This is a genomic window from Paenibacillus sp. FSL H7-0942, from assembly GCF_045040715.1.
Taxonomy (GTDB): Bacteria; Bacillota; Bacilli; order Paenibacillales; family Paenibacillaceae; genus Paenibacillus; species Paenibacillus amylolyticus.
In genome coordinates this window covers 3,995,955-4,017,527 of the sequence record NZ_CP150279.1, presented here as the reverse complement: position 1 = coordinate 4,017,527, position 21,573 = coordinate 3,995,955, and the positions used below count along the sequence as shown (strand labels likewise).

The following is a 21,573-nucleotide window of genomic DNA, read 5'->3' as shown; positions in this document are numbered from 1 at the left end:
ATGATTAATGTTTTGTTTGTATGTCTGGGCAATATATGTAGATCACCAATGGCTGAAGCCGTTTTGCGTCACAAAGTCCTGGAGAAGGGGCTTGAACACCAGATTCGTGTGGACTCAGCGGGTACAGGGGACTGGCATGTTGGTAAACCTCCGCATGAAGGGACGCGAAAATTGCTGGATTCGTACCAGATTTCTTATGCCAACATGGCAGCAAGACAGTTCGCTAGCGAAGATTTTACTCAATTTGATTATATTGTGTGTATGGACAATTCCAATGCAGATAATGTGCGCAACGTTCCAGGCGGAGCTGAGGCGGACATCATCAAGTTCATGGACATGCTTCCTAAGGAAAAACTCAGAGAAGTACCTGACCCATATCACACAGGCAATTTTGAAGAGGTGTACGAGCTGGTTAACGCAGGTTGCGATGTTCTGTTGAGTAAGATTGAAGCGGAACATTCCTTAGCCTAAAAAGCAAACAAAATTCATGCTTAATTTGTAATTCGACAAAGAAGCAGGATTAGAGCACTTAAAGCAAGCAGGATATCCTGCTTCTTTTTCAGGTTACAATTGTAAGCGGTATCATTAAAATGAAAAACAATAGCGGCATTTCAGCCGCCTGTTAAAGTGGTCCTTTTATCTTTCCTGGAGAAAATAAAGTAATGCTTCGGGCAATTCCTTCTGCCAAAAACCCCATTGGTGTTTTCCGTCTTTCTCCTGGTAGGAGACGAGGGCACCACGTTTTTCCAGCAATTCTCGAGTATCCCGGTTTAATTGAACAAAATCATACGTACCCGTGTCTGCCTCAAAATCAGTTTCCTGCAAACCAACAATCATCCAGATCGAGAGCCAAGACAGATCTTCAGCTGCGGCATAGATTTCCTGTGAAGCAGAGTAGAAGGCGCCAGACATGCTGATCACACGTGTGAACAGATCCGGATATAACAGAGCAAGATGAAGCGAAACACTGCCACCGAGCGAGTCTCCGGCAAGAATGCGTTCCTGCGGAGATGGACGCACAGGATATTTCTCTTCTATATAGGGAATAATCTCTTGAGCGAAGCAAGCGGTATATGCCTTGAACCGATCTCCAAATGGGGCATATTCCTGCGTTCTCACAGACACATCGACCTGAACCCCTACAATAATGAAAGGTTCGGCTCCTTCGTCCAGAATAATTTGGTTAGCTGTTGTAGCAATTCGTCCGAAATTAAAAAATTCTTCGCCATCCTGACAATAAACGACAGGGTAGCTAAGCAATTCGTTATAGCCCGGAGGAAGGTAAATACGGAGCGTTCGCTTCTCTCCGAGATAGCGACTTTCAATCTCTTCCTTCACAATCGTGCGTTTCAAATAGCGGGAATCCGTCATAAAACGTCACCTTTCTCGGTTAATTTTTTGCATTCGACTGCGCAATACGGTAAGATTACCCTTGTGCGGGGTTAGGTCAAACACGCAATCATGTATTATGCTGTTATACCAATATTAATCCCCTGTTATACATACAATCCGGTAGGAAACATAAAAAAATTACGGATTTCTTTGACGTATGGAGTGAAACAGGTGTATAATAATATTATAACAGCGGAACTTGATATTCAAATTTTTTGTTGAGGTGAAGAAAAAAATGAGCAAGGTTCCTTATGAAGTGTATACAGAGGATGTAGAAGCTCTGTCCGTGCTGTCTCCTGACGGCGAAATTGTTAACAAAGACATGATGCCTACACTTTCCGATGATCAATTAAAAGAAATTATGTACCGCATGGTATTTACCCGTACTTGGGATGACCGTGCAGTAAACCTGGGCCGTCAAGGTCGTCTTGGTTTCTATGCTCCAGTATCTGGTCAAGAAGCGACAATGGTTGGTAGTGAATTTGCAATTGAAAAAGAAGACTTTGTATGTCCTGGCTATCGTGACATTCCGCAACTCGTATGGCACGGACTTCCTCTTTATCAAGCATTCTTGTACTCCCGTGGACACCAACATGGTGGACAAATTCCAGATGGCGTTAATGTATTGATGCCACAAATCATCATTGGTGCACAAATTCTGCATGCAATGGGTATCGCTATGGGTTACAAATTGAAGAAACAAAAACAAGTTGTTATCACGTATACAGGTGATGGCGGTTCTTCTGAAGGTGACTTCTATGAAGGTCTGAACTACGCTGGTGTATACAAACTGCCTGTTATCTTCTTTGTACAAAACAATGGTTATGCCATCACTACTCCTTTTGCTAAACAAACTGCAGCTCTTTCCATCGCTCACAAAGCGGTAGCAGCAGGTATCAAAGGTGTTAAAGTTGACGGTATGGACATCTTCGCTGTTATCAAAGCTGTTCAGGAAGCTGCTGAGCGTGGACGTAACGGAGAAGGCGCAACATTGATCGAAGCAGTAACTTACCGTTTCCGTCCTCACTCCCTTTCGGATGATGCTTCCAAGTATCGTACAAAAGAAGAAGAGGCAGAATGGTCTGCTAAAGATCCTATCGCACGTTTCGCTAAATATCTGGAGAAAAAAGGTCTTTGGACTGAAGAAGATACAGCACGTGTGAAAGAAGAAGCAAAAGCTAAAGTAAATGAAGAGATCAAAAAAGCGGAAAAAACCGAGAAAATGACGATTTCAGGCTTGATCGACAGCATGTTCGAACAAACGCCTAAGCACTTGGAAGAGCAAAAAGCTGATTTCCAATAAGTTTTTTCCGATAAAGCATAAACATCCGCGACTTTAATGTCCCGGTATACATGTACGAATTCAAATGTGAACTGTCAATGTTTAAGGAGGAAATGAAGCAAATGGCACAAATGAACATGAAAGAAGCAATCCGTGATGCGCTTCGCGTGGAGTTGAAACGTGATCCTAACGTTCTGCTTTTCGGTGAAGACGTAGGTAATGTAGGCGGCGTTTTCCGTGTAACGGAAGGTCTGCAAAAAGAGTTTGGCGAAGAGCGTGTATTTGATACACCACTGGCTGAGTCCGCTATTGGTGGTCTGGCTGTAGGTCTGGGTGTACAAGGCTTCCGTCCGGTTGCTGAGATCCAATTCGTTGGTTTTATCTTCGAAGCCCTTGACCAAATGGTAGTGCAAGCTGCTCGTATGCGTTTCCGCTCCGGTGGAAAATACAATTCTCCAATCGTATTCCGTACACCATTCGGTGGCGGCGTAAAAGCGGCAGAATTGCATACAGATTCCCTGGAAGGTCTGCTCACGCAAACACCAGGTATCAAAGTCGTAATTCCTTCTAACCCTTACGATGCAAAAGGTCTGATGATCGCTTCTATTCGCGATAACGATCCTGTATTCTTCATGGAGCACTTGAACTTGTACCATGCTTTCCGTGCAGAAGTGCCTGAAGAAGATTACGTTGTTGAATTGGGCAAAGCGAACGTTGTTCGTGAAGGTTCCGATGTAACGATTATTACTTACGGTATGATGGTTCACACTTCTGTGAAAGCAGCAGATGAACTCGAAAAACAAGGAATCAAAGTTGAAGTTATCGACCTTCGTACGGTTAGCCCGATCGACATCGATACTATCGTTGCTTCCGTTAAGAAAACAAACCGTGCAATTGTTGTACAGGAAGCTCAAAAGAGCGCAGGTGTTGCAGCTGAAGTCATTGCCCAAATCAATGAAAAAGCAATCCTGCACTTGGAAGCACCGGTTCTGCGTGTAGCTGGTCCGGATACTGTATATCCTTTTGCACAAATCGAAGATTCTTGGCTGCCTAACCCAGCGCGTATCGTTGCTGCGGTTAACAAAGTCGTAAATTTCTAATTTAATCATCTGACATGCCGCAAGGCGCAGTATGGTGATTCACACCGCAGCGCAAGCTGCACTGTAAACAGCCATTAGCCCCTTGAGTAACAGTTATTTGCATTAGCAGTAACAGTTGTTTCTTGGAGTTAAGGGTTGTTTTCAGGATTGAGCACATAATCAAGGAGGTTTTTCAGTTGGCTAAATTTGAATACAAATTCCCTGAATTGGGCGAAGGCCTACACGAAGGCGAAATCATCAAGATGCACATCAAAGTCGGTGACAAAGTAACTGACGACGATATCATCATGGAAGTACAGAACGACAAAGCGGTTGTAGAAGTACCTTGTCCGGTTAACGGAACAGTTACAGAAGTATTCGCTAAAGACGGTCAAATCTGCCATGTTGGCGAAGTTGTAGCCATCATCGATGCAGAAGGCGAACTTCCTGAGCAAGACGACGCTCCTGCTGGCGATCAAGGCGAGCAAGAGAAAGATGCAGCTCAAGGCGGAGCTGACACAAGCGGTTCTTCTGCAGCAGCTTCCAGCTCGGATGCAGCTAAAGAAGGCGGCAACAACAGCGTTCCGGCAGTACCTGCCAAAGACGTTCTGGCAACACCAAGCGTACGCAAATTTGCTCGCGAACAAGGTGTAGACATCGCTCAGGTTAACGGCACTGGCAACAACGGTAAAGTAACCAAAGAAGATGTTGAATCCTTCAAAAATGGTGGCGGTTCTTCCGCAGCAGCATCTTCCGAAGCTCCGGCACAAGAAGAGAAGAAATCCGCAGCACCAGCAGCGGTTGCAGCTGATCAACACGTTGAAGAAGAGCGCGTACCATTCAAAGGTATCCGTAAAGCGATCTCTAATGCAATGGTTAAATCGGCATACACAGCACCTCACGTTACAATCATGGACGAAGTGGACGTAACTGAGTTGGTTGCTTTCCGTACTCGTATGAAACCAATTGCAGAGAAAAAAGGAACAAAAGTTACTTATCTGCCATTCATCGTTAAAGCACTGGTTGCGGCTTCCCGCCAATTCCCGGCTCTGAACGCTATGATTGATGAAGAAGCTAACGAAATTGTTTACAAAAAATACTACAACATCGGTATTGCTACAGATACAGATAACGGCTTGATCGTTCCTGTTATCAAAGATGCTGATCGTAAATCCATCTGGATGATCGCTGATTCTATCCGTGATCTGGCAGCTCGTGGCCGCGACGGTAAATTGAGCGCGAACGAAATGAGAGGAAGCACAATCTCCATCAGTAACATCGGTTCTGCTGGCGGTATGTTCTTCACTCCAATCATCAACTTCCCAGAAGTTGCTATTCTCGGAACAGGACGCATCAGCGAAAAAGCAGTGATCAAAAACGGCGAAGTAGTTGCAGCGCCTGTAATGGCTCTTTCCCTGAGCTTTGACCACCGTATCATCGATGGCGCAACAGCACAAAACTTTATGAATTACATTAAACAGCTGCTCGCTAACCCTGAGCTGCTTGTTATGGAGGTGTAAGATATGGTAGTAGGCGACGCTTCTCTCAATATCGACACATTAGTAATTGGTGCGGGTCCTGGCGGCTATGTAGCTGCCATCCGCGCTGCTCAACTGGGCCAAAGCGTATTGATCGTAGACAAATCCGAACTGGGCGGTGTTTGTTTGAACCGTGGATGTATTCCATCCAAAGCCCTGATCTCTGCTGCACACCAATATGAGTCTGCACTTCACGGTGAAGCTTTTGGTATCTCTGCTGAGAACGTAAAAGTGGACTTCAGCAAAACTCAAGAGTTCAAAAACGGCGTTGTTAAGAAAATGACTGGCGGCGTAGCTGGTTTGCTCAAAGGCAACAAAGTAGAAGTTTTCAACGGTGAGTGCATGTTCATCAACGAAAACGAAGCTCGTGTATTCAATGACCACGAGTCTCCACGTTACAAATTTAAAAATGCTATTATCGCAACAGGTTCCCGTCCAATCGAACTGAAACCTTTCCCGTTTGGCGGACGCATTCTGTCTTCGACAGAAGCTTTGAACTTGCCTGAAGTACCAAAAAGCATGATCGTTATCGGTGGTGGATATATTGGTGCTGAGCTTGGCCAAATGTACTCCAAATTCGGTGCAAAAGTAACAATCATCGAAGGTTTGGATACAGTACTGCCAGGTTTCGATAAAGACATGACTAGCCTCGTTGCTAAAAACATGAAGAAAACAGGCATCGAAATCGTAACGGGTGCAAAAGCCGAGAGTGCTGAGCAAACGGATAAAGATGTAACTGTGAAGTACTCTGTAAATGGTGAGTCCAAAGAAGTAACTGCAGATTACCTGCTGGTAACAGTTGGACGTCGTCCAAACACAGATGGAGAACTGGGTCTCGACATGATTGGTGTTGACGTTGACGAGCGTGGATTTGTCAAAGTTGACCACCAAGGTCGTACCAGCATTCCTCACATCTTCGCTATCGGTGACATCGTATCTGGCTTGGCTCTGGCACACAAAGCTTCTTATGAAGGTAAAGTGGCTGCTGAAGCAATCGCAGGACAACCATCTGTAGTTGACTACAAATGTATGCCAGCTGTTGTGTTCACAGATCCAGAGTGTTCCAGCGTAGGTTACACTGAAAAAGAAGCTAAAGAAAAAGGTTACAAAGTAAAAGCAGGCAAATTCCCTTATGCGGGTAACGGCCGTGCTGTATCTTTGAACCACGCTGAAGGCTTCGTGAAAATCGTAGCTGACGAAGAAAGCGGCCTCGTATTGGGTTGCCAAATCGTAGGTCTGGAAGCTTCCAACCTGATTGCTGAGCTTGGTTTGGCAATTGAGATGGGTGCTACATTGGAAGATCTGGCTCTCACAATTCACGCTCACCCAACTTTGGGCGAAATCGTGATGGAAGCTGCGGAATTGGTTATGGGTCACCCGATCCACATCATCTCCCGTTAAGATCATCTAAGTTTCGGATCCGTCCGGCATTATACGTAAATCAGAAGAGACGAATGACGCTAACGCGTTATTCGTCTCTTTTTTCTGAGTAAGAGCCGAGAAATTTAAGATACTCGTGTATGTGATATGATAAAAAGTTAAACGCTCATAAGTTTCAGTGAATTGATTTCTTCCAACAACTCAATTGTGGTACACTGTTGTAATGATCAGTCATGATGTGGCTCCAAGCTAATCATGGTCTATGTAATTAGTATTGAAGTTAAACTAATCTTTTACACGAGAACGTAGAGGACTGAAAGAACCTGAAGAAGCGGAGCTAAAAGCTTTCTGAAGGAAAGCTGCATCGGAAGCATACGCTTCGCCTTTATCCCCGGATTTTACCTTTGGAAAAGGAAATTAAAAAAAATCAGGGAATAACAGCGATCAGAAGGTTGTTCTGTCATCGGAGTGGTAAGTGTAAATAATTTTTAGTTTAGTACGAATAAAAGTGCGAGGAGATTGCAACATGAAAAACTATCTCGATTTATTACAGGATATTCTGAACAACGGTGTGCATAAAGGAGACCGTACCGGAACAGGAACACAATCTGTATTCGGCAGACAGCTCCGTTATGATCTCTCCAAAGGATTTCCGCTGGTAACAACCAAACGAATTCATCTCAAATCGGTTATTCATGAACTGTTATGGTTTTTGAGTGGCGATACCAATATATCTTATTTGAAAGAAAACGGTGTGAAGATCTGGGACGACTGGGCGGATGAAAATGGAGATCTGGGACCGGTATATGGCTCGCAGTGGCGCACATGGGAAGCTCCAAACGGAGAAAAAATTGACCAGATTGCTGCAGTAATTGATTCGATTAAAAATAATCCGGATTCACGCCGTCATCTTGTCAGCGCATGGAATGTGGCTGAGATCAATCATATGAAACTTCCGCCTTGTCATTTCGCGTTTCAGTTTTACGTTGCAGAGGGTAAATTATCATGTATGCTAACGATGCGTTCCGTGGATACGTTCCTCGGGTTGCCGTTTAACATCGCGAGTTATGCGCTCTTGACTCATATGATTGCGCAGCAATGTGATCTTGAGGTGGGGGAATTCATCTGGTCTGGAGGGGATGTTCACATCTACTCTAACCATGTGGACCAGGTCAAAACGCAGCTGGAGCGTGAACCCTATGCTTTACCTAAGCTGGTAATCAAGCGTAAACCGGACTCTATTTTCGATTATAAGTTTGAAGACTTTGAGTTTGAGAACTACCAGCATCATCCGGGCATTAAAGCTCCAATTGCAGTCTAATTACATGTTCAACCTCTATAAGAGACTTGGATTGAAGGAGTGTATTACCCTTGAGTATTGAATTGGTATGGGCAATGGGGGAGAACGGTGTGATTGGATTAAATAATTCGATTCCATGGCGTTTACCCAAGGATATGGCCTTTTTCAAACAACGTACGCTGAACAAAACCATTATCATGGGACGTAATACGTGGGAATCTTTTGGTGGTAAGCCGCTTCCTCAGCGTCGTAATATCGTAGTGACAAGAGATCTGAACTACAAGGTGGAACAGGCTGAAATCGTACATACGATTGAAGAGGGGCTGAGTGTAACCAAAGGTGAGGAACTGTGCGTAATTGGGGGTTCCCAAGTGTATCGTGAGTTCCTGCCACTTGCAGATCGTCTTGTGGTGACCAAAATTCATGAGAATTTTGAGGGAGATACGTTTTTCCCTGAAGTGGATTGGTCCGAATGGGAACTGATTGAACAGATTGAAGGCGAACAGGATGAAAAAAATGTTCATGCGTATACATTTGAATTTTACGAACGTAAACGGTAAATGTGGCAAAAGAAATTCCTGACTTCGGTCGCATTTGTATGATGAGAGGCGCTGATTGCGAAATATTCGTGAACAGCGTCTTTTCTTTATAAAAAAAATGAGTCACTTGTTTAAACTGGTATACATATAACATTAATATAACATGAGTAATTGGTATTTATGTATATTATACATACGACCAAGCATTAAACAGTAAAAAAGTGTAAAAGTTTTGAGGTTTTAACGTTGTGAATCCCTAAAACAGGTCTGATACTCGGAATTGAGAACGATTTATAGCAAAATATGTTGAATTTGATGACAAATTATCTGACATTCACTTAACGTTTCGACCTTTTATTTCTTTAACACACACCAGATTTCGCAGTTCAAAACCACATTTAACACCAAAATAAGGGTATTGACCATGGGTAGACTTGAAAGATATGATGTATAAAATACAAATAATTATGCGGATAATCCATTTAATATTCAGCACAGTAAATGCTACTATAATTGAAATATCTTCGAGAAGATTTTGTGATACAATAGACAAAAACTCAAGTAATGAGTAATCCATTTCATATAGAACCATGCACATGAAGGGATTAAGACAAGAACGGATGGGGGAAAACGTAAGATGTCTACACCTACTGGATTTATGGAATACAAACGTCAACTGCCAACAGATCGTGAGCCAGCGGAGCGGATTAAGGATTGGGAAGAATTTCATAAACACATGGCTGAAGAAGAGCTCAGAACACAAGGTGCACGATGCATGGATTGTGGTACCCCGTATTGCCATACAGGTATAGATATGATTGGTGGCACGTCAGGTTGCCCCGTGCATAACCTGATTCCAGAATGGAATAATCTTGTATATCGCGGACTGTGGAGAGAAGCACTTGAGCGCCTTCACAAAACGAATAATTTCCCAGAGTTTACAGGTCGCGTCTGTCCAGCTCCTTGTGAAGGATCATGTACAGTTGGCTTAATCGGTCAGCCTGTAACCATCAAAACGATTGAAGAAGCAATTATTGAAAAAGGTTTCGAAGAAGGATGGGTCGTTCCCCAACCTCCTGAAAAACGTACGGGTAAACGTGTAGCTGTGGTAGGCTCAGGTCCAGCGGGATTAGCTACTGCGGCTCAGTTGAATAAAGCAGGACACTCGGTAACCGTATATGAGCGTTCGGACCGTGTCGGCGGATTGCTGATGTACGGTATCCCAACGATGAAATTGGATAAAAACGTAGTTCAACGTCGTGTTGATCTGCTCGAAGCAGAAGGCATTCAATTCATTACGAACACCGAGATTGGTAAAGATATTGCAGCACAACAACTGGTGGATGAATATGACGCTGTTGTATTGTGCGGTGGTGCAACGAAGCCGCGTGAATTCAATATTGAAGGCAGCGACTTGAAAGGCGTTCATTACGCAATGGATTTCCTGAATGGCAGCATTAAGAGTTATCTGGACTCCAACTTGGAAGATGGTCAATATCTGTCCGCTAAAGATAAAGATATTATCGTCATTGGTGGCGGTGATACAGGATCTGACTGTGTGGCTACATCGCTGCGCCATGGTTGTCGTACGATCACTCAATTCGGTACGCATACACAAGCGCCTATGGAGCGTGATCGCATTAACAACCCTTGGCCGCAATTCCCGAACGTATACACACTTGATTATGCGCAAGAGGAAGCCAAAGCGTTGTTTGGTCAAGATCCGCGTGAGTTCTCCATCATGACAACAAAATTTGTTGGAGACGATGAGGGGAACCTCAAAGAATTGCATACAGTACAGATCGAGCGTATTGTGGATGAGACTGGTCGCAAGATTTATCAGCCGATTCCAGGTACAGAGCGTGTATTCCCGGCTCAGATGGCCATGATTGCCATTGGTTTTGATGGACCAGAACAAACGTTGGTAGAGCAACTGGGACTTGCAACAGATCGTCGCACAAACGTTAAGGCACGTTACGGCAAATACAACACCAATGTAGATAAAGTATTTGCAGCAGGTGACATGCGTCGTGGTCAAAGCTTGGTTGTATGGGCAATTAATGAAGGCCGTGAGGCTGCTCGTGAAGTGGACAAATACTTGATGGGTGCTTCGGTTCTGGTGTAAAAGTATAGAATAAGTTATCAATGACAACCTTCGCGATCAGCGAGGGTTGTTTGCTGTTATTTTAACCAATTTGACTACATATTTCATGTAAGTGTGAGCAATATCATTGCTTTTTAAGTGATAAAGATTTATTATTATATTATAATTATTATAAATAAGGATTAACTGAAACCATGAATCCGTACGATAAAAGTAAATTTCAATGAATATAAATCGGAGGTGCGACCTGCTATGGCAAGTAACCGGGACAAGTCCATTTCAGAACAGATCTTTCACATTAAAAATCAATTGGTTGAAAAAGGATATAAGTTAACACAACAACGGGAAGTTACTGTACGTGTATTGCTTGAACATGAAAAGGATCATTTTAGCGCAGAGGAAGTATTTCTGCTGGTTAAGGAGCAGTTCCCTGAGATTGGATTGGCTACCGTATACCGCACTCTCGAACTGCTGAGTGACCTTCAGGTCGTTGAAAAGATTAACTTTGGTGACGGCGCTGCGCGCTTTGATCTGCGAAGTACAGACGGTTCCCATCACCACCATCATTTGATCTGTACAGAATGTGGTAAAGTGGAAGAGATTATGGAAGATGGTCTGCTTCGTTTGGAACAACAAATCGAGCGTCAGTATGGCTTTGCTGTTACGGATCATCGTCTGGATTTCCAAGGAGTATGCAAAGAGTGCAGACAAAAGCATGTATTAAAGGAACAGGCAGCAGGATAATTCATTTCGGGAAGGTGCTCCCGAATCCAAAATCTGATATAATGAGTTTCAGAAGCAAGGGGCTTCCGTCGGCGGAATGCCCCTTTTTGCCGTCATGCGGACGGTGAAGGAGGAGAGATGGACGGATGAAGACACTGGTTATAGCGGAAAAACCCGACATGGGTCGAACCATTGCCGCCGTCATAGAACCAAAGGCCAAGAACAATCGCACGTATCTGGAGGGTGAACATTACATCATCACTTGGGCGATAGGGCATTTGCTTGGACTGGCTGAACCGGATGCCTATGATACAAAGTACAAACGCTGGAATATAGCGGACCTCCCGATCATACCCGATCAGTTCAAGATTGTACCCAATCCGAGGACTAAAGATCAGCTTAAAATGATTGGAGAACTGGCAAAACGGGCTTCAGCGATCGTTAATGCTTGCGATGCAGGGAGAGAAGGTCAGTACATTTTCGCCCTCATACAACAGCAATTGAAGCTGCGTCAGCCTGTAAAGCGTTTATGGATATCGGATTTGACGGCAGAGAGCATTAGACGTGGTTTTGATGGTCTGAAGGATGCCTCTGAATTTGAAAATCTGACCCATGCTGCTCGCGCCAGAAGTGAAGCCGATTGGCTGATCGGGATGAATGCCTCACGGGCGTTTACAACCCGCCATAATGCATTGTTGTCTGTAGGCCGTGTGCAGACGCCGGTACTCGCGTTAATCTACGATCGTGAAATCGAGATTGAAGCGTTCCAGTCACAGACCTTTTATGAAGTAGCCGCCTGGTTTCGGCAGGAAGGTGTTGAGTACCGGGGACTGCGTCAGGGAGATAAGTTGACCGATGCGGAGGCAGCAGAGGCCATTGCAGCCAGTGTGAAGGGCAAGACAGGGCAGATTACCAAATACGAAGCGAAGCAGACGAAGGAGTATCCGTATCGTTTGTATGACCTGACCCTTTTACAGCGTGAAGCCAATGCCAAGTTTGGATATGGTGCCAAAAAAACACTGGATATCGCACAGGCCTTGTATGAAAAACACAAGGTGATTTCGTATCCGCGGACAAACTCCAACTATGTTACAGAACAGAATATTGAAGGTATGCACAAAACACTAAACCTGCTTAAAAATGGTACCTATAGTGAGCTTGCGCAGGGGGCCAAGCCGGAGCTTGTTCATAAGAATAATAAAGGGGTATGTAATCCGAGCAGGGTTGAGGATCACCATGCGATCCTACCTACTTTGAAGCGACCAGGTACCTTATCCAAGGATGAGCAGAACATCTATGATTTGATTGTCAGACGTTTCTTGTCTCATTTTTATCCTCCGGCAGAGTATAAGCAACATACCGTGCTCACCGAAGTGGAGAAACATCAGTTTAAGACATCTGTCAAAGAGCTGTTGTCCCTCGGATGGAAAGTGGTTCTCGGTTCTGGAGATCAGGAACAGGGCGGTGCAGGCAAGAAGAAGAGTAAGAAAAACGGCAATGAGGAAGAGGAAGCTGAAGAGTGGACGGACAAGGCTTTTGCTGTACAACCTGAATTGCCTGTTCAATGTACGAAGAGTGAGTTTAAGGAGAAGGCGACCCAGCCTCCCAAAAGTTATACCGAGGGAACATTGCTGAAAGCGATGGAGAGTGCAGGCAAGCAGATCGAGAATGAAGAGCTGCGAGATGCGATGAAAGATAGTGGTCTGGGTACTCCGGCAACACGTGCGGCTACAATTGAACGCCTCAAAAACGTAGGTTACATTACGCTGCAAGGGAAGAAAATGCAGTTAACGCTCAAAGGCAGAACAGCTATTGAGTTGATTCGTCGCGCGGGTGTAGATCTGTTAACTTCACCTGAGATGACCGGGCAATGGGAAAGAAGGTTATATCAGATTTCCAAAGGTGAGGCGGGTCAGGACAAGTTCATGGAGAACGTCAAGAAATTCACCTTGTCCATCATTGAGAAAGTGCGTGTACAAGCCCCAGCACCAGCAGATGCTTTTGGAGAAGATTCACGGGCAGGCAGGGGGAAAGGCAAGGGAGCCAGAACCCAGGCAGGCAATACAAGGACATCAGCCAAGACGGCTAGTGGCGGTTCAACTGTAAAAACGTCCCGTCAGACTACGGTATCTTCGTCCAGAGCTGGCACTGGGAAAAGCACGACCACCAAGGCGCCGTCCTCAAGTGCGAGCCCATCTGGAGTGAGAGAGTTACTGGCACCTTGCCCTTCTCCCGGCTGCTCGGGTCAGATTATAGAGGGCAAGAAGGGTTATGGATGCTCACGTTTCAAGGAAGGCTGTTCATTTGTGGTCTGGAAAGAGTATGCAGGCAAGAAAATCACCAGTACGATGTTAAAATCGCTGATTGAGAAGGGCAGTACACAAGTACTATCGTTCAAACGAAAAGACGGGAGTACGGTGAAAGCGCGTATTATTTTGCAGGACGTAGTAACAGGCAAATTATCTGGTGAGAAACAGGATGCTTGATCTTAGTTAACAGTTAACATACAGCAAAAGGACCCTTATCCAAGGGTCCTTTTCTGTTGCTGCTGTTGTATATTTTCGTGTATGACTTTTGGTACCTCTTCCAGTGCAGTGATGGTATACATCGACGTTTCCGGATTAGGCTGAAGTTCTACGATATTGTATTGCCATTCATTCGGTTGTTTGATATAAATGCTGTGAATTCCGGCTTTTACCGCAGGCATAATATCTGTGCGTAGTGAGTTGCCAATCATCCATGTTGCACGACGATCAAACGGACCATTAGACAGAATGCCTTCCAGTGCCTCGACGTTTTTGTGTTGTCGGATATAGATCCGATCATCAAAATAAGCCGAGAGTTTCATCTGATCAATCTTGCGCTGCTGAATCACGGTTTCGCCGCCGGTATATAAGTAGAGGGAGTGTCCAGCACCCTTGAGGTTCTCAAGCGTTTCAACCATATGAGGGTAGGGTTCAACCTCCTGATCGTACACACTCATACCCAACTTGCTCAGATAAGATTCTTCTCTGGGAGAGGTTAATCTGGTGAACTTGCCGGAGAAATAACGATAGGTATCAATCAGGGATTGCGGGAAATGATGACTCGCAAAACCAAGCTTGTTCACTCCGGTTACATCGATCTCCAGCTGTTTTTCCCGAATCTCTTGTGTTGTCAGAGAATGTCCATCAAACCACTCTTGCATATTCTCAAAGAATTCTCCCAAAATCAGGTTGAAGTATTTGTTGCAATATACGAGTGTATCATCAAGGTCAAACAAAATATGTTGTTTCATTATTTTCATGATCTAACTCACTCCTTGTAGCCAGTAAATCCACAATGGTTCAACTAAATTAAATGCGAATATAGGATTCCAGGAACATATTCAATTCAGATACGCCATCCGGCCGAATACTGTATTTCTCTTTACGGTTACTTCCGAGCAGATGGGTCCGTAGCAGACCTGCGATGCGTAGCGCCATAACCTGGTCTTTGACCGTGTCTTCGTCTTTACCCAATTCTTCACACATCTCAGCGAGGGATTTGGGTTCATCCGATACGTAACGAAGCAGGCGAAGTCTTTCGGGATCAGCCAGCGCATGGGTGAAACGTAAAAGACATGTTGGTGGCTGGTCTTCGTTCTCTTCAGGTGCATCTACGGGATACTGCATGATCATCATACCCTCATAGAAGCAGTACATATTAATAGGACGATTGTGCACCGTTGGGAAGAGGATGACTTCGTTCAGTCCAGGCATCGGTTCAACAAGAACGCCCGCTGTAGCATATTCAATAAGCAGTTCAGAGCCCATTTTATCAAGCAAAATGCGTTTTTCTTCGGCATCTTCTTCTAGCCACACACGCTGATCTTCGCTCATATTTTGACAGTAGTGTTCATCCCATAGTCGCAATAATGGGACATAACTGTTCCGAATGCGCGTAGATTCTTCTATTGTAAGAGCCGGCAGAAGAGGAGACACACGTGCAAACAGGTCTTCCGCTGTCATTCCGGCAAGCATGTCCAGGAAATCACGATTCTCCGATGTATCATTTTGATAGGCTGCCCATGCAAACAAAACATCAAAATCATCAAAAGGCCAAGTGGCAGCAGGTGCGAGCGCAGCTCGTACATTGGAACTTAGTTTGCCTTCCACTTCCAGAATCCATTCAGGACCAATATCCAGATGCTGAATCCATTTTTTCGTGACATAAACCAGAAAGCTGTTGAGCATTTCATATATCGGTGAAACATCAATTTTCACATGATAAGCCATATTGTTGCAGAATCCTCCCGTCACATCTAAATGTACGCAGCGACTTAAGTACGATTAGTGCGTGTTCAAAAAGTCTGGTTTTCAGTACCAAGAAGATGGAAATGGAGTAGCGGAACGTAGGAAAACTACGTGAGCAACGGACATTTCGGCTAATTTCATCTTCGAAGCTGATGATGCCACTAGGCATGAGTCGTAATCAAAAGTGAACTTTTTGAACAACCTCTATTATGGCTTGTTTTGCAGGGCGTTGTCCACTATAATGTTCAAGTCCGGGGCAAAGCCCTGATTCAAGAATAGCAGTTTAAAACCATATGTATAACATACAAAAGTCGTCAGCGATGGCGATTTTTCTTTGTGTGCTCGCAGGAGGAATGAATTCGTGTCATCGATTACTCGTCCCAAACTATCACACTCGACAGCGAACTATCTCATTTTGATTACGGTTATTGTGGTGGCGGGAATAAGTCAGGGGCTTTTGCTGCCTGTGCTTTCGATTTTTTTGGAGCAAAAAGGGGTTTCACCAGGTTTAAACGGATTAAACGCCGCCGCATTGTACATTGGCTCTTTTGCCATGACTCTCGTTGCGGAGAGACTACTGGGTGCATTCGGTTTCAAAAAGTTGATTGTAGGTGGCCTGATATTAGTCATGGTCCCTTTAATACTATTTCCGTATTTACCAGATATTAAAATATGGTTCATATTGCGTCTGATCGTTGGAATAGGAGACAGCGCACTTCATTATGCGGCTCAGCTCTGGGTGCTACTTGTTACCGCTCCTGAAAAGCGTGGACGCTACATATCACTATATGGCATGTCCTACGGGCTGGGATTCAGTATTGGTCCGCTGGGAATTAAGCTGCTTGGCTTCGGTGATGCTGTCCCTTTCTGGGTCTTGTTCATCTGTATAGCAGCAGTGCTTATACTGGTATTAATGAAGCTTCCGGATACAAAACCGGAAAAAGCAGAGCATGGCCAACTGCCGGAACGTCGATTCCGTCGTAGTCTGGCATGGGCTTGGTATGCACTTTTACCAGCACTCTTATACGGATATATGGAAGCAGGTATGAATAGTAACTTCCCCGTGTATGGGCTGCGTATTGGATTTGATACCAATCAGATTTCGTCGTTGCTTCCTTTTATCGGGATTGGAGGTTTGTTCCTTCAATTACCTCTCGGAATGTTGAGTGACCGATATGGGCGGAAGAAGATATTGATGTTTGCGGGCATCAGCGGGGGAATCATCTTCATGCTGGTTCCAGTCGCAGGTACGCATTTCTGGTGGACGCTTGTATTGTTAACAATCGCAGGTGGCCTGGTCGGCTCCTTTTTCTCATTAGGGCTGGCCTATGCCGCAGACATTTTGCCTAAGGTGTTGCTGCCTGCAGCCAACGTTGTGGCATCCTTTCATTTCACGATTGGAAGTATTATTGGACCGAATCTGGGTGGTCAGATGATCAACTGGATTTCACCCGGAAGCATGTTCACCTTGCTCGGAATCATGTACCTTCTTTTCGGCGTGGCAGGTATATTATTTCGTCGTAAACCTGAGTTCGAATCTGTGTTAAAATAGAAGCTGGTGTTCGCATGGAAATTGATGTCCATTTCCGAGTACACTAGTGGTAGGGAAAAACATGGACAAGAGGAGACATCGCGATGATCAGAGTAGAGAACTTGAGTAAATCCGTTGGCGTGGACCGCGTTCCCGTTCTGCGGGATATTCGATTTGATATGCAACAGGGTGAAATGATAGCTGTAGTTGGCTCAAGCGGTAGCGGTAAAAGCATGTTGCTTAAATGTTTGGCCATGATGGAAAAATGGGATTCCGGCCGGTTTACGGTGGATGGCGCCGAGATTTTGAAAGAAGGCTGGTCCGGAAAACGGAAAATCAAACGGGAATGGGCATACTTGGAACAAAATCCAGAATTATATCCTAGACGTACGGCTCTTAAAAATGTATTAATCGGACGATCAGGTCAGACTCCTGTATGGAGAATGGTAACCGGTATGGTACGTTCCGATGATTATATGGGTGCTATGGATTATCTCGAAGGATTGGGATTACTTGATAAAGCACATCAAATAGCAGAGAAGCTCAGTGGTGGCGAGAAGCAGCGTGTTGCTATTGCAAGAGCACTTGCTCACGGTGCCAAAGTCGTTTTGGCGGATGAACCAGTGATTGGTCTTGACCCTCACACAGCAGATTCGGTGCTGGAAACGCTGCGCAAATTATGTGAAGAAGAACGTGCAACAGTCATTGCAGTACTGCCTATTGAACTTGCTGAGAAACATGCCACACGGATCTGGGGATTGGCAGAAGGCAAGATTGCTTTTGATATTCGTGGACGAAGACTGACACAGCAAGAAAAAAACCAGATTTAAACTATTGAAAAGAGTGATGAGATTGTTTAATTCACGGTGGGGACGCTTTGTAGCAGCAGGAACTATGGCAATTATGCTTGGTTCTGTTCTAAGCGGATGCACAGTCATAAGTGACCCCAAGGGTTTGATGAGAAAACCAATGATGTCCACCGATAAGGAGAAACTGTACAACGTGGTTCAGGTTAAACTGCCGCCAGAGAGTACATTGATTCGTCCCAAGGATATGAATAATACCAGCATGATTCGGGTGGAAGACCTGAATGGGGATGGAACTCGGGAAGCGATTGTTTTTTATGAGACACCAAATGAGAATGTGCGAATCCATGGCATGATTTTGGAAGAGCAGGGAGGCACATGGGTTAAAAAACTTACATTTGATGTGCCGGGAAATGAGTTGCAATCCTTTAAAGTATTGGATATTACGAATGACGGAAATCCGGATATTATTCTTGGTGTAAGCCTGCAGGAGCAGAAAGCCCTGACTGCATATTCCTACAAGGGCGGGGCACTGGAGCAGGTCTTGGGTGGAGTTCCGTATAATCAATATATCATTGATGATGCGCAAGGGAACACGCTGGATTTGAGCGGAGATGGTAAAAGTGATTTTGTTATCATTTCGCTGAACAACAGCGGTTTTGCAACGATTGCGTTATACCAGTACGAAGATGGCAGCTTCAAGGAAGTTGATCGGGTGCAGACCGATTATACCGTTAAAGAAGTTTATAATGCTCTGGGCGGAGAGATTGCCAAAGGACAGATGGGCATTGTACTGGATGCCGAGCTGGATGATCGGAGTTCCTTCTCGCAAATTATGTATGTTAAAGATAACAAGTTAGTCAATGCTTTCAAATCACCGGATCAAACGTATAGAGATGACAAAATTTTAAGCGGTGATGTTGATAATGATGGTATTATTGAGTTTGGGCTCAAAGAGACTCCAAAAGGTTGGGAGCATTACGTATTTGACTCTCGGTTGTGGTTTTACACCTATTATCAGTGGGATGGCAAAGATAGCAAGAAATTTGTCTCATTCCAATTCCGAGATGATGCTGATTTATTCCATCTAAATCTCAAGCCAGAGTGGTACGGTAAGATTACTATTGACACCAAATCGGAGAAGGAAAAATATATTCGATTTAAAATGATTGATACGGACGAAACCGTAGCAGAGATCAAATATTTCACCCTTTCCAAGTGGGAACAGGAGAAGGGTAAAAGCTGGAAGGAAATTACACGTACCAAAGATCGGGTTATTGCTTCACGGGTAGCACAATCAGAGGCGGGTAAAGATGCACTGAGCAATACTTCTCAGCTGAATAGAAAGGGAGAACTTAATGAGTAAAGTACTTATTCTTGAGGATGAAGAATCCATCCGCAGTTTTATAGTGATTAATTTAAAGAGAAACGGATTCGAAGTGCTTGAAGCGGGTGACGGTCATGAAGCGCTTCGCATACTGCAGACAGTACCGGATATTGATCTGGCTCTGCTGGATGTCATGGTACCAGGTATTGATGGATTCGAGGTGTGTCGACGGATCCGTGAAACCAATGAACGTCTGGGCATCATCTTTTTGACCGCCAAAGTTCAGGAACAGGATAAAGTGTACGCACTCTCAGTTGGTGCAGATGATCACGTCAGCAAGCCTTTCAGCCCAACAGAGTTGATTGCACGTATTCAGTCATTGTTACGCCGCGTGAATGTGCATCGGGAAACTGCGGCAAAGGTTACGTTCCAGTCCGGGCCATTTTCACTGGACCTGATCTCGAAGCAATTCAAAAAACAGAATGAAGCCATTGAGTTGACTCCAACGGAGTTTTCCTTGATTCAGTTTTTCCTGGAAAAAGAAAATACACCGCTCAGCCGCGATGTATTGTTAGATCACGTATGGGGAAAAGAGTACATGGGTGATCCAAAAATTGTGGATGTCAACATTCGTCGTTTGCGTCAAAAAATTGAGAACAATCCTTCCGAGCCCGAATACCTGCAGACTGTATGGGGTCACGGGTACAAATGGAAGGGCCGGGAGCAATGATTAAAAAAGGCATTACTCGGCAGATCGTACTACATTATTTCTTTGTAGTTTTTCTCGCTCTGCTGTTGGTCGAATTCGTATTTATGTTGGCAGTTCAAAGGTATTATTATGAGAGTATCTACAATACGATTAGTACCCACATTTCTAATTCAAAGGACTTTTTCGAGCCGATCGCTCGTGAGAATACTACGGAGGATGGCAATAATCTGTCTAGACTCCTTGTGAACTTGGCATTGTCCAATACTGAATTGGAAATTTTGGATCTGAACGGGCGCGTATTGGCGAGTTCGACTGCTTTTGAATCTGACCGTGCTGTGCTACAAACCAGTGATATTATGCAGGCTCTGAATGGGGATATGGGACGCTGGATTGGAAGACAACCAGGTACTGGAGAATCTGTCATGGCCGTTTCACACAAGTTTGATCTGGGCGGCGAAAATACTTATGTTATTCGATATCTGACTTCACTTGAAGATGTGAATTCAAAGCTGTTGAATATGGGACTACTCGCCGCTGCCGTTGGTGTTGGCGTGCTTGCTATAGTGTTGATCATTAGTATTGGTATGGCAAATTCCATTGTACGTCCAATTAACAACATCACCGCAGTATCTGCTCAAATGGCCAGAGGGCGGCTGGATGTCAGGGTTAAGGGAAATTATAAGCACGAACTGGGCGAATTGGCATCAACACTTAACTTCATGGCACATGAGATTGTTCGGAGTAATCAGATCAAAGATGATTTTATCTCTTCGATCTCACATGAATTAAGAACACCTCTGACCAGTATTAAGGGCTGGAGCGAGACACTGGATTCAGGCGGTTATGATCCGGAAGAAACCCGTATCGGTATGGGTATTATCTCCAAGGAAACCGAACGACTGATTGGACTTGTTGAAGAGATGCTGGATTTCTCCAAATTGCAGCAGAATCAGATGAAGCTGGTCAAAGGAACCGTCAACATTCGTGAAATTGTACAGGAAACGATGTTGAATGTTTGGGCCAAAGCGGAACAAAAACAGGTCCATCTCAAGTTGGAGACGGACGAGACTCGTGCTTATAATGTCCATGGAGACGGTAACAGACTGAAACAAGTCTTCCTGAATGTTGTGGATAATGCGATCAAATTTTCACATGAGAATTCCTGGATCTTCTTGTCCGTCAAAGAGGAGAATGGTCAGATCATTGCAGCTGTTCAGGACACCGGTATCGGAATTAGTGAAGAACATTTAATTAAAGTACGGGACCGTTTCTTCCAAGTGAATCATCAAAATGGGGGAACGGGACTAGGTCTTGCGATTACGCAAGAATTGGTAGAACTGCATGAGGGAACGATCACGATGCAAAGTGAACTCGGATCGGGTACAACCGTTACGGTTACGTTACCGGCTGTGGCTGAGGAGATGGGTCCAGAAGAGTCTGTAACCGCGTCTGGTGATGCTGAAGTCACAGATGAGCGAACAGCTAGTAATGCAAGCGATACAAAATCAGATCTAGAAAAGTCTTAAGGTTTTAAAAGATAAGAGATTTTTCTGCCTGATGATCGAGCATGCACGCTCCATAACACTCAT

At 44.5% G+C, this 21,573-nt stretch carries 18 protein-coding genes; 15 read left to right on the top strand and 3 right to left on the bottom strand.

The window, feature by feature from the left end; genetic code table 11:
- The gene (locus MHI48_RS17835; RefSeq protein WP_036613648.1) at window positions 1-471 is read left to right on the top strand and encodes a low molecular weight protein-tyrosine-phosphatase; all 471 of its coding nucleotides are present in this window, start codon (window positions 1-3) and stop codon (window positions 469-471) included.
- Between the two features lie 165 nt (window positions 472-636).
- On the opposite strand, the gene MHI48_RS17830 is transcribed toward MHI48_RS17835, so the two are convergent.
- The gene (locus MHI48_RS17830; protein WP_076328530.1) at window positions 637-1,371 is read right to left on the bottom strand and encodes an esterase family protein; all 735 of its coding nucleotides are present in this window, start codon (window positions 1,369-1,371) and stop codon (window positions 637-639) included.
- A gap of 256 nt (window positions 1,372-1,627) precedes the next feature.
- On the opposite strand from MHI48_RS17830, the gene pdhA reads away from it, so the two are divergent.
- The 9 genes from pdhA (at window position 1,628) to MHI48_RS17785 (ending at window position 13,823) form a co-directional block, all read left to right on the top strand.
- On the top strand, window positions 1,628-2,695 hold the full coding sequence (gene pdhA / locus MHI48_RS17825) for a pyruvate dehydrogenase (acetyl-transferring) E1 component subunit alpha (RefSeq protein ID WP_017688072.1): 1,068 nt from the start codon (window positions 1,628-1,630) through the stop codon (window positions 2,693-2,695).
- Window positions 2,696-2,796: 101 nt separating this feature from the next.
- Window positions 2,797-3,774, top strand: coding sequence for an alpha-ketoacid dehydrogenase subunit beta (locus MHI48_RS17820; RefSeq protein WP_405141313.1), 978 nt, complete (start codon window positions 2,797-2,799; stop codon window positions 3,772-3,774).
- A 176-nt stretch (window positions 3,775-3,950) separates the two neighbouring features.
- Window positions 3,951-5,273 carry a dihydrolipoamide acetyltransferase family protein gene (locus MHI48_RS17815; protein ID WP_340013326.1) on the top strand — a complete coding sequence of 441 codons (1,323 nt, stop codon included), beginning with the start codon at window positions 3,951-3,953 and terminating at the stop codon, window positions 5,271-5,273.
- Window positions 5,274-5,276: 3 nt separating this feature from the next.
- Window positions 5,277-6,692 carry a dihydrolipoyl dehydrogenase gene (gene lpdA, locus MHI48_RS17810; RefSeq protein WP_036613658.1) on the top strand — a complete coding sequence of 472 codons (1,416 nt, stop codon included), beginning with the start codon at window positions 5,277-5,279 and terminating at the stop codon, window positions 6,690-6,692.
- 505 nt (window positions 6,693-7,197) lie between these two features.
- Window positions 7,198-7,992 (top strand): thymidylate synthase, encoded by a 795-nt coding sequence (gene thyA / locus MHI48_RS17805; RefSeq protein WP_405141310.1) that lies wholly within the window; start codon window positions 7,198-7,200, stop codon window positions 7,990-7,992.
- A 50-nt stretch (window positions 7,993-8,042) separates the two neighbouring features.
- Entirely contained in the window at window positions 8,043-8,531 is a 489-nt protein-coding gene (locus tag MHI48_RS17800; protein WP_036613663.1) for a dihydrofolate reductase, read from the top strand.
- A gap of 616 nt (window positions 8,532-9,147) precedes the next feature.
- Window positions 9,148-10,635: a glutamate synthase subunit beta gene (locus tag MHI48_RS17795; protein WP_036673826.1), complete on the top strand. Its 1,488-nt coding sequence runs from the start codon at window positions 9,148-9,150 to the stop codon at window positions 10,633-10,635.
- A gap of 231 nt (window positions 10,636-10,866) precedes the next feature.
- On the top strand, window positions 10,867-11,358 hold the full coding sequence (locus MHI48_RS17790; RefSeq protein ID WP_036613667.1) for a Fur family transcriptional regulator: 492 nt from the start codon (window positions 10,867-10,869) through the stop codon (window positions 11,356-11,358).
- Window positions 11,359-11,483: 125 nt separating this feature from the next.
- A complete protein-coding gene (locus tag MHI48_RS17785) occupies window positions 11,484-13,823 on the top strand; it encodes a type IA DNA topoisomerase (RefSeq protein WP_076328533.1) in 2,340 nt (779 codons plus the stop codon).
- Window positions 13,824-13,858: 35 nt separating this feature from the next.
- On the opposite strand, the gene MHI48_RS17780 is transcribed toward MHI48_RS17785, so the two are convergent.
- The gene (locus MHI48_RS17780; RefSeq protein ID WP_036673824.1) at window positions 13,859-14,623 is read right to left on the bottom strand and encodes an HAD family hydrolase; all 765 of its coding nucleotides are present in this window, start codon (window positions 14,621-14,623) and stop codon (window positions 13,859-13,861) included.
- Window positions 14,624-14,672: 49 nt separating this feature from the next.
- Window positions 14,673-15,593, bottom strand: coding sequence for a helix-turn-helix transcriptional regulator (locus MHI48_RS17775; protein WP_036613670.1), 921 nt, complete (start codon window positions 15,591-15,593; stop codon window positions 14,673-14,675).
- Between the two features lie 379 nt (window positions 15,594-15,972).
- Between MHI48_RS17775 and MHI48_RS17770 the strand changes: the two genes are divergently transcribed.
- The 5 genes from MHI48_RS17770 to MHI48_RS17750 all read left to right on the top strand — a co-directional run bounded on the left by MHI48_RS17770 (window position 15,973) and on the right by MHI48_RS17750 (window position 21,510).
- Complete coding sequence (locus MHI48_RS17770) at window positions 15,973-17,163, top strand: MFS transporter (protein WP_076328535.1); 1,191 nt, start codon at window positions 15,973-15,975, stop codon at window positions 17,161-17,163.
- 83 nt (window positions 17,164-17,246) lie between these two features.
- A complete protein-coding gene (locus tag MHI48_RS17765) occupies window positions 17,247-17,972 on the top strand; it encodes a phosphonate ABC transporter ATP-binding protein (RefSeq protein ID WP_076328536.1) in 726 nt (241 codons plus the stop codon).
- A gap of 127 nt (window positions 17,973-18,099) precedes the next feature.
- The gene (locus MHI48_RS17760; protein ID WP_143780983.1) at window positions 18,100-19,314 is read left to right on the top strand and encodes a hypothetical protein; all 1,215 of its coding nucleotides are present in this window, start codon (window positions 18,100-18,102) and stop codon (window positions 19,312-19,314) included.
- A complete protein-coding gene (locus MHI48_RS17755) occupies window positions 19,307-20,005 on the top strand; it encodes a response regulator transcription factor (protein WP_017688086.1) in 699 nt (232 codons plus the stop codon). Before MHI48_RS17760 ends, MHI48_RS17755 begins: the two co-directional genes overlap by 8 nt.
- Window positions 20,002-21,510 (top strand): HAMP domain-containing sensor histidine kinase, encoded by a 1,509-nt coding sequence (locus MHI48_RS17750; RefSeq protein ID WP_076328537.1) that lies wholly within the window; start codon window positions 20,002-20,004, stop codon window positions 21,508-21,510. The genes MHI48_RS17755 and MHI48_RS17750 overlap by 4 nt, the downstream gene beginning before the upstream one ends.
- Window positions 21,511-21,573 lie beyond the last annotated feature (63 nt).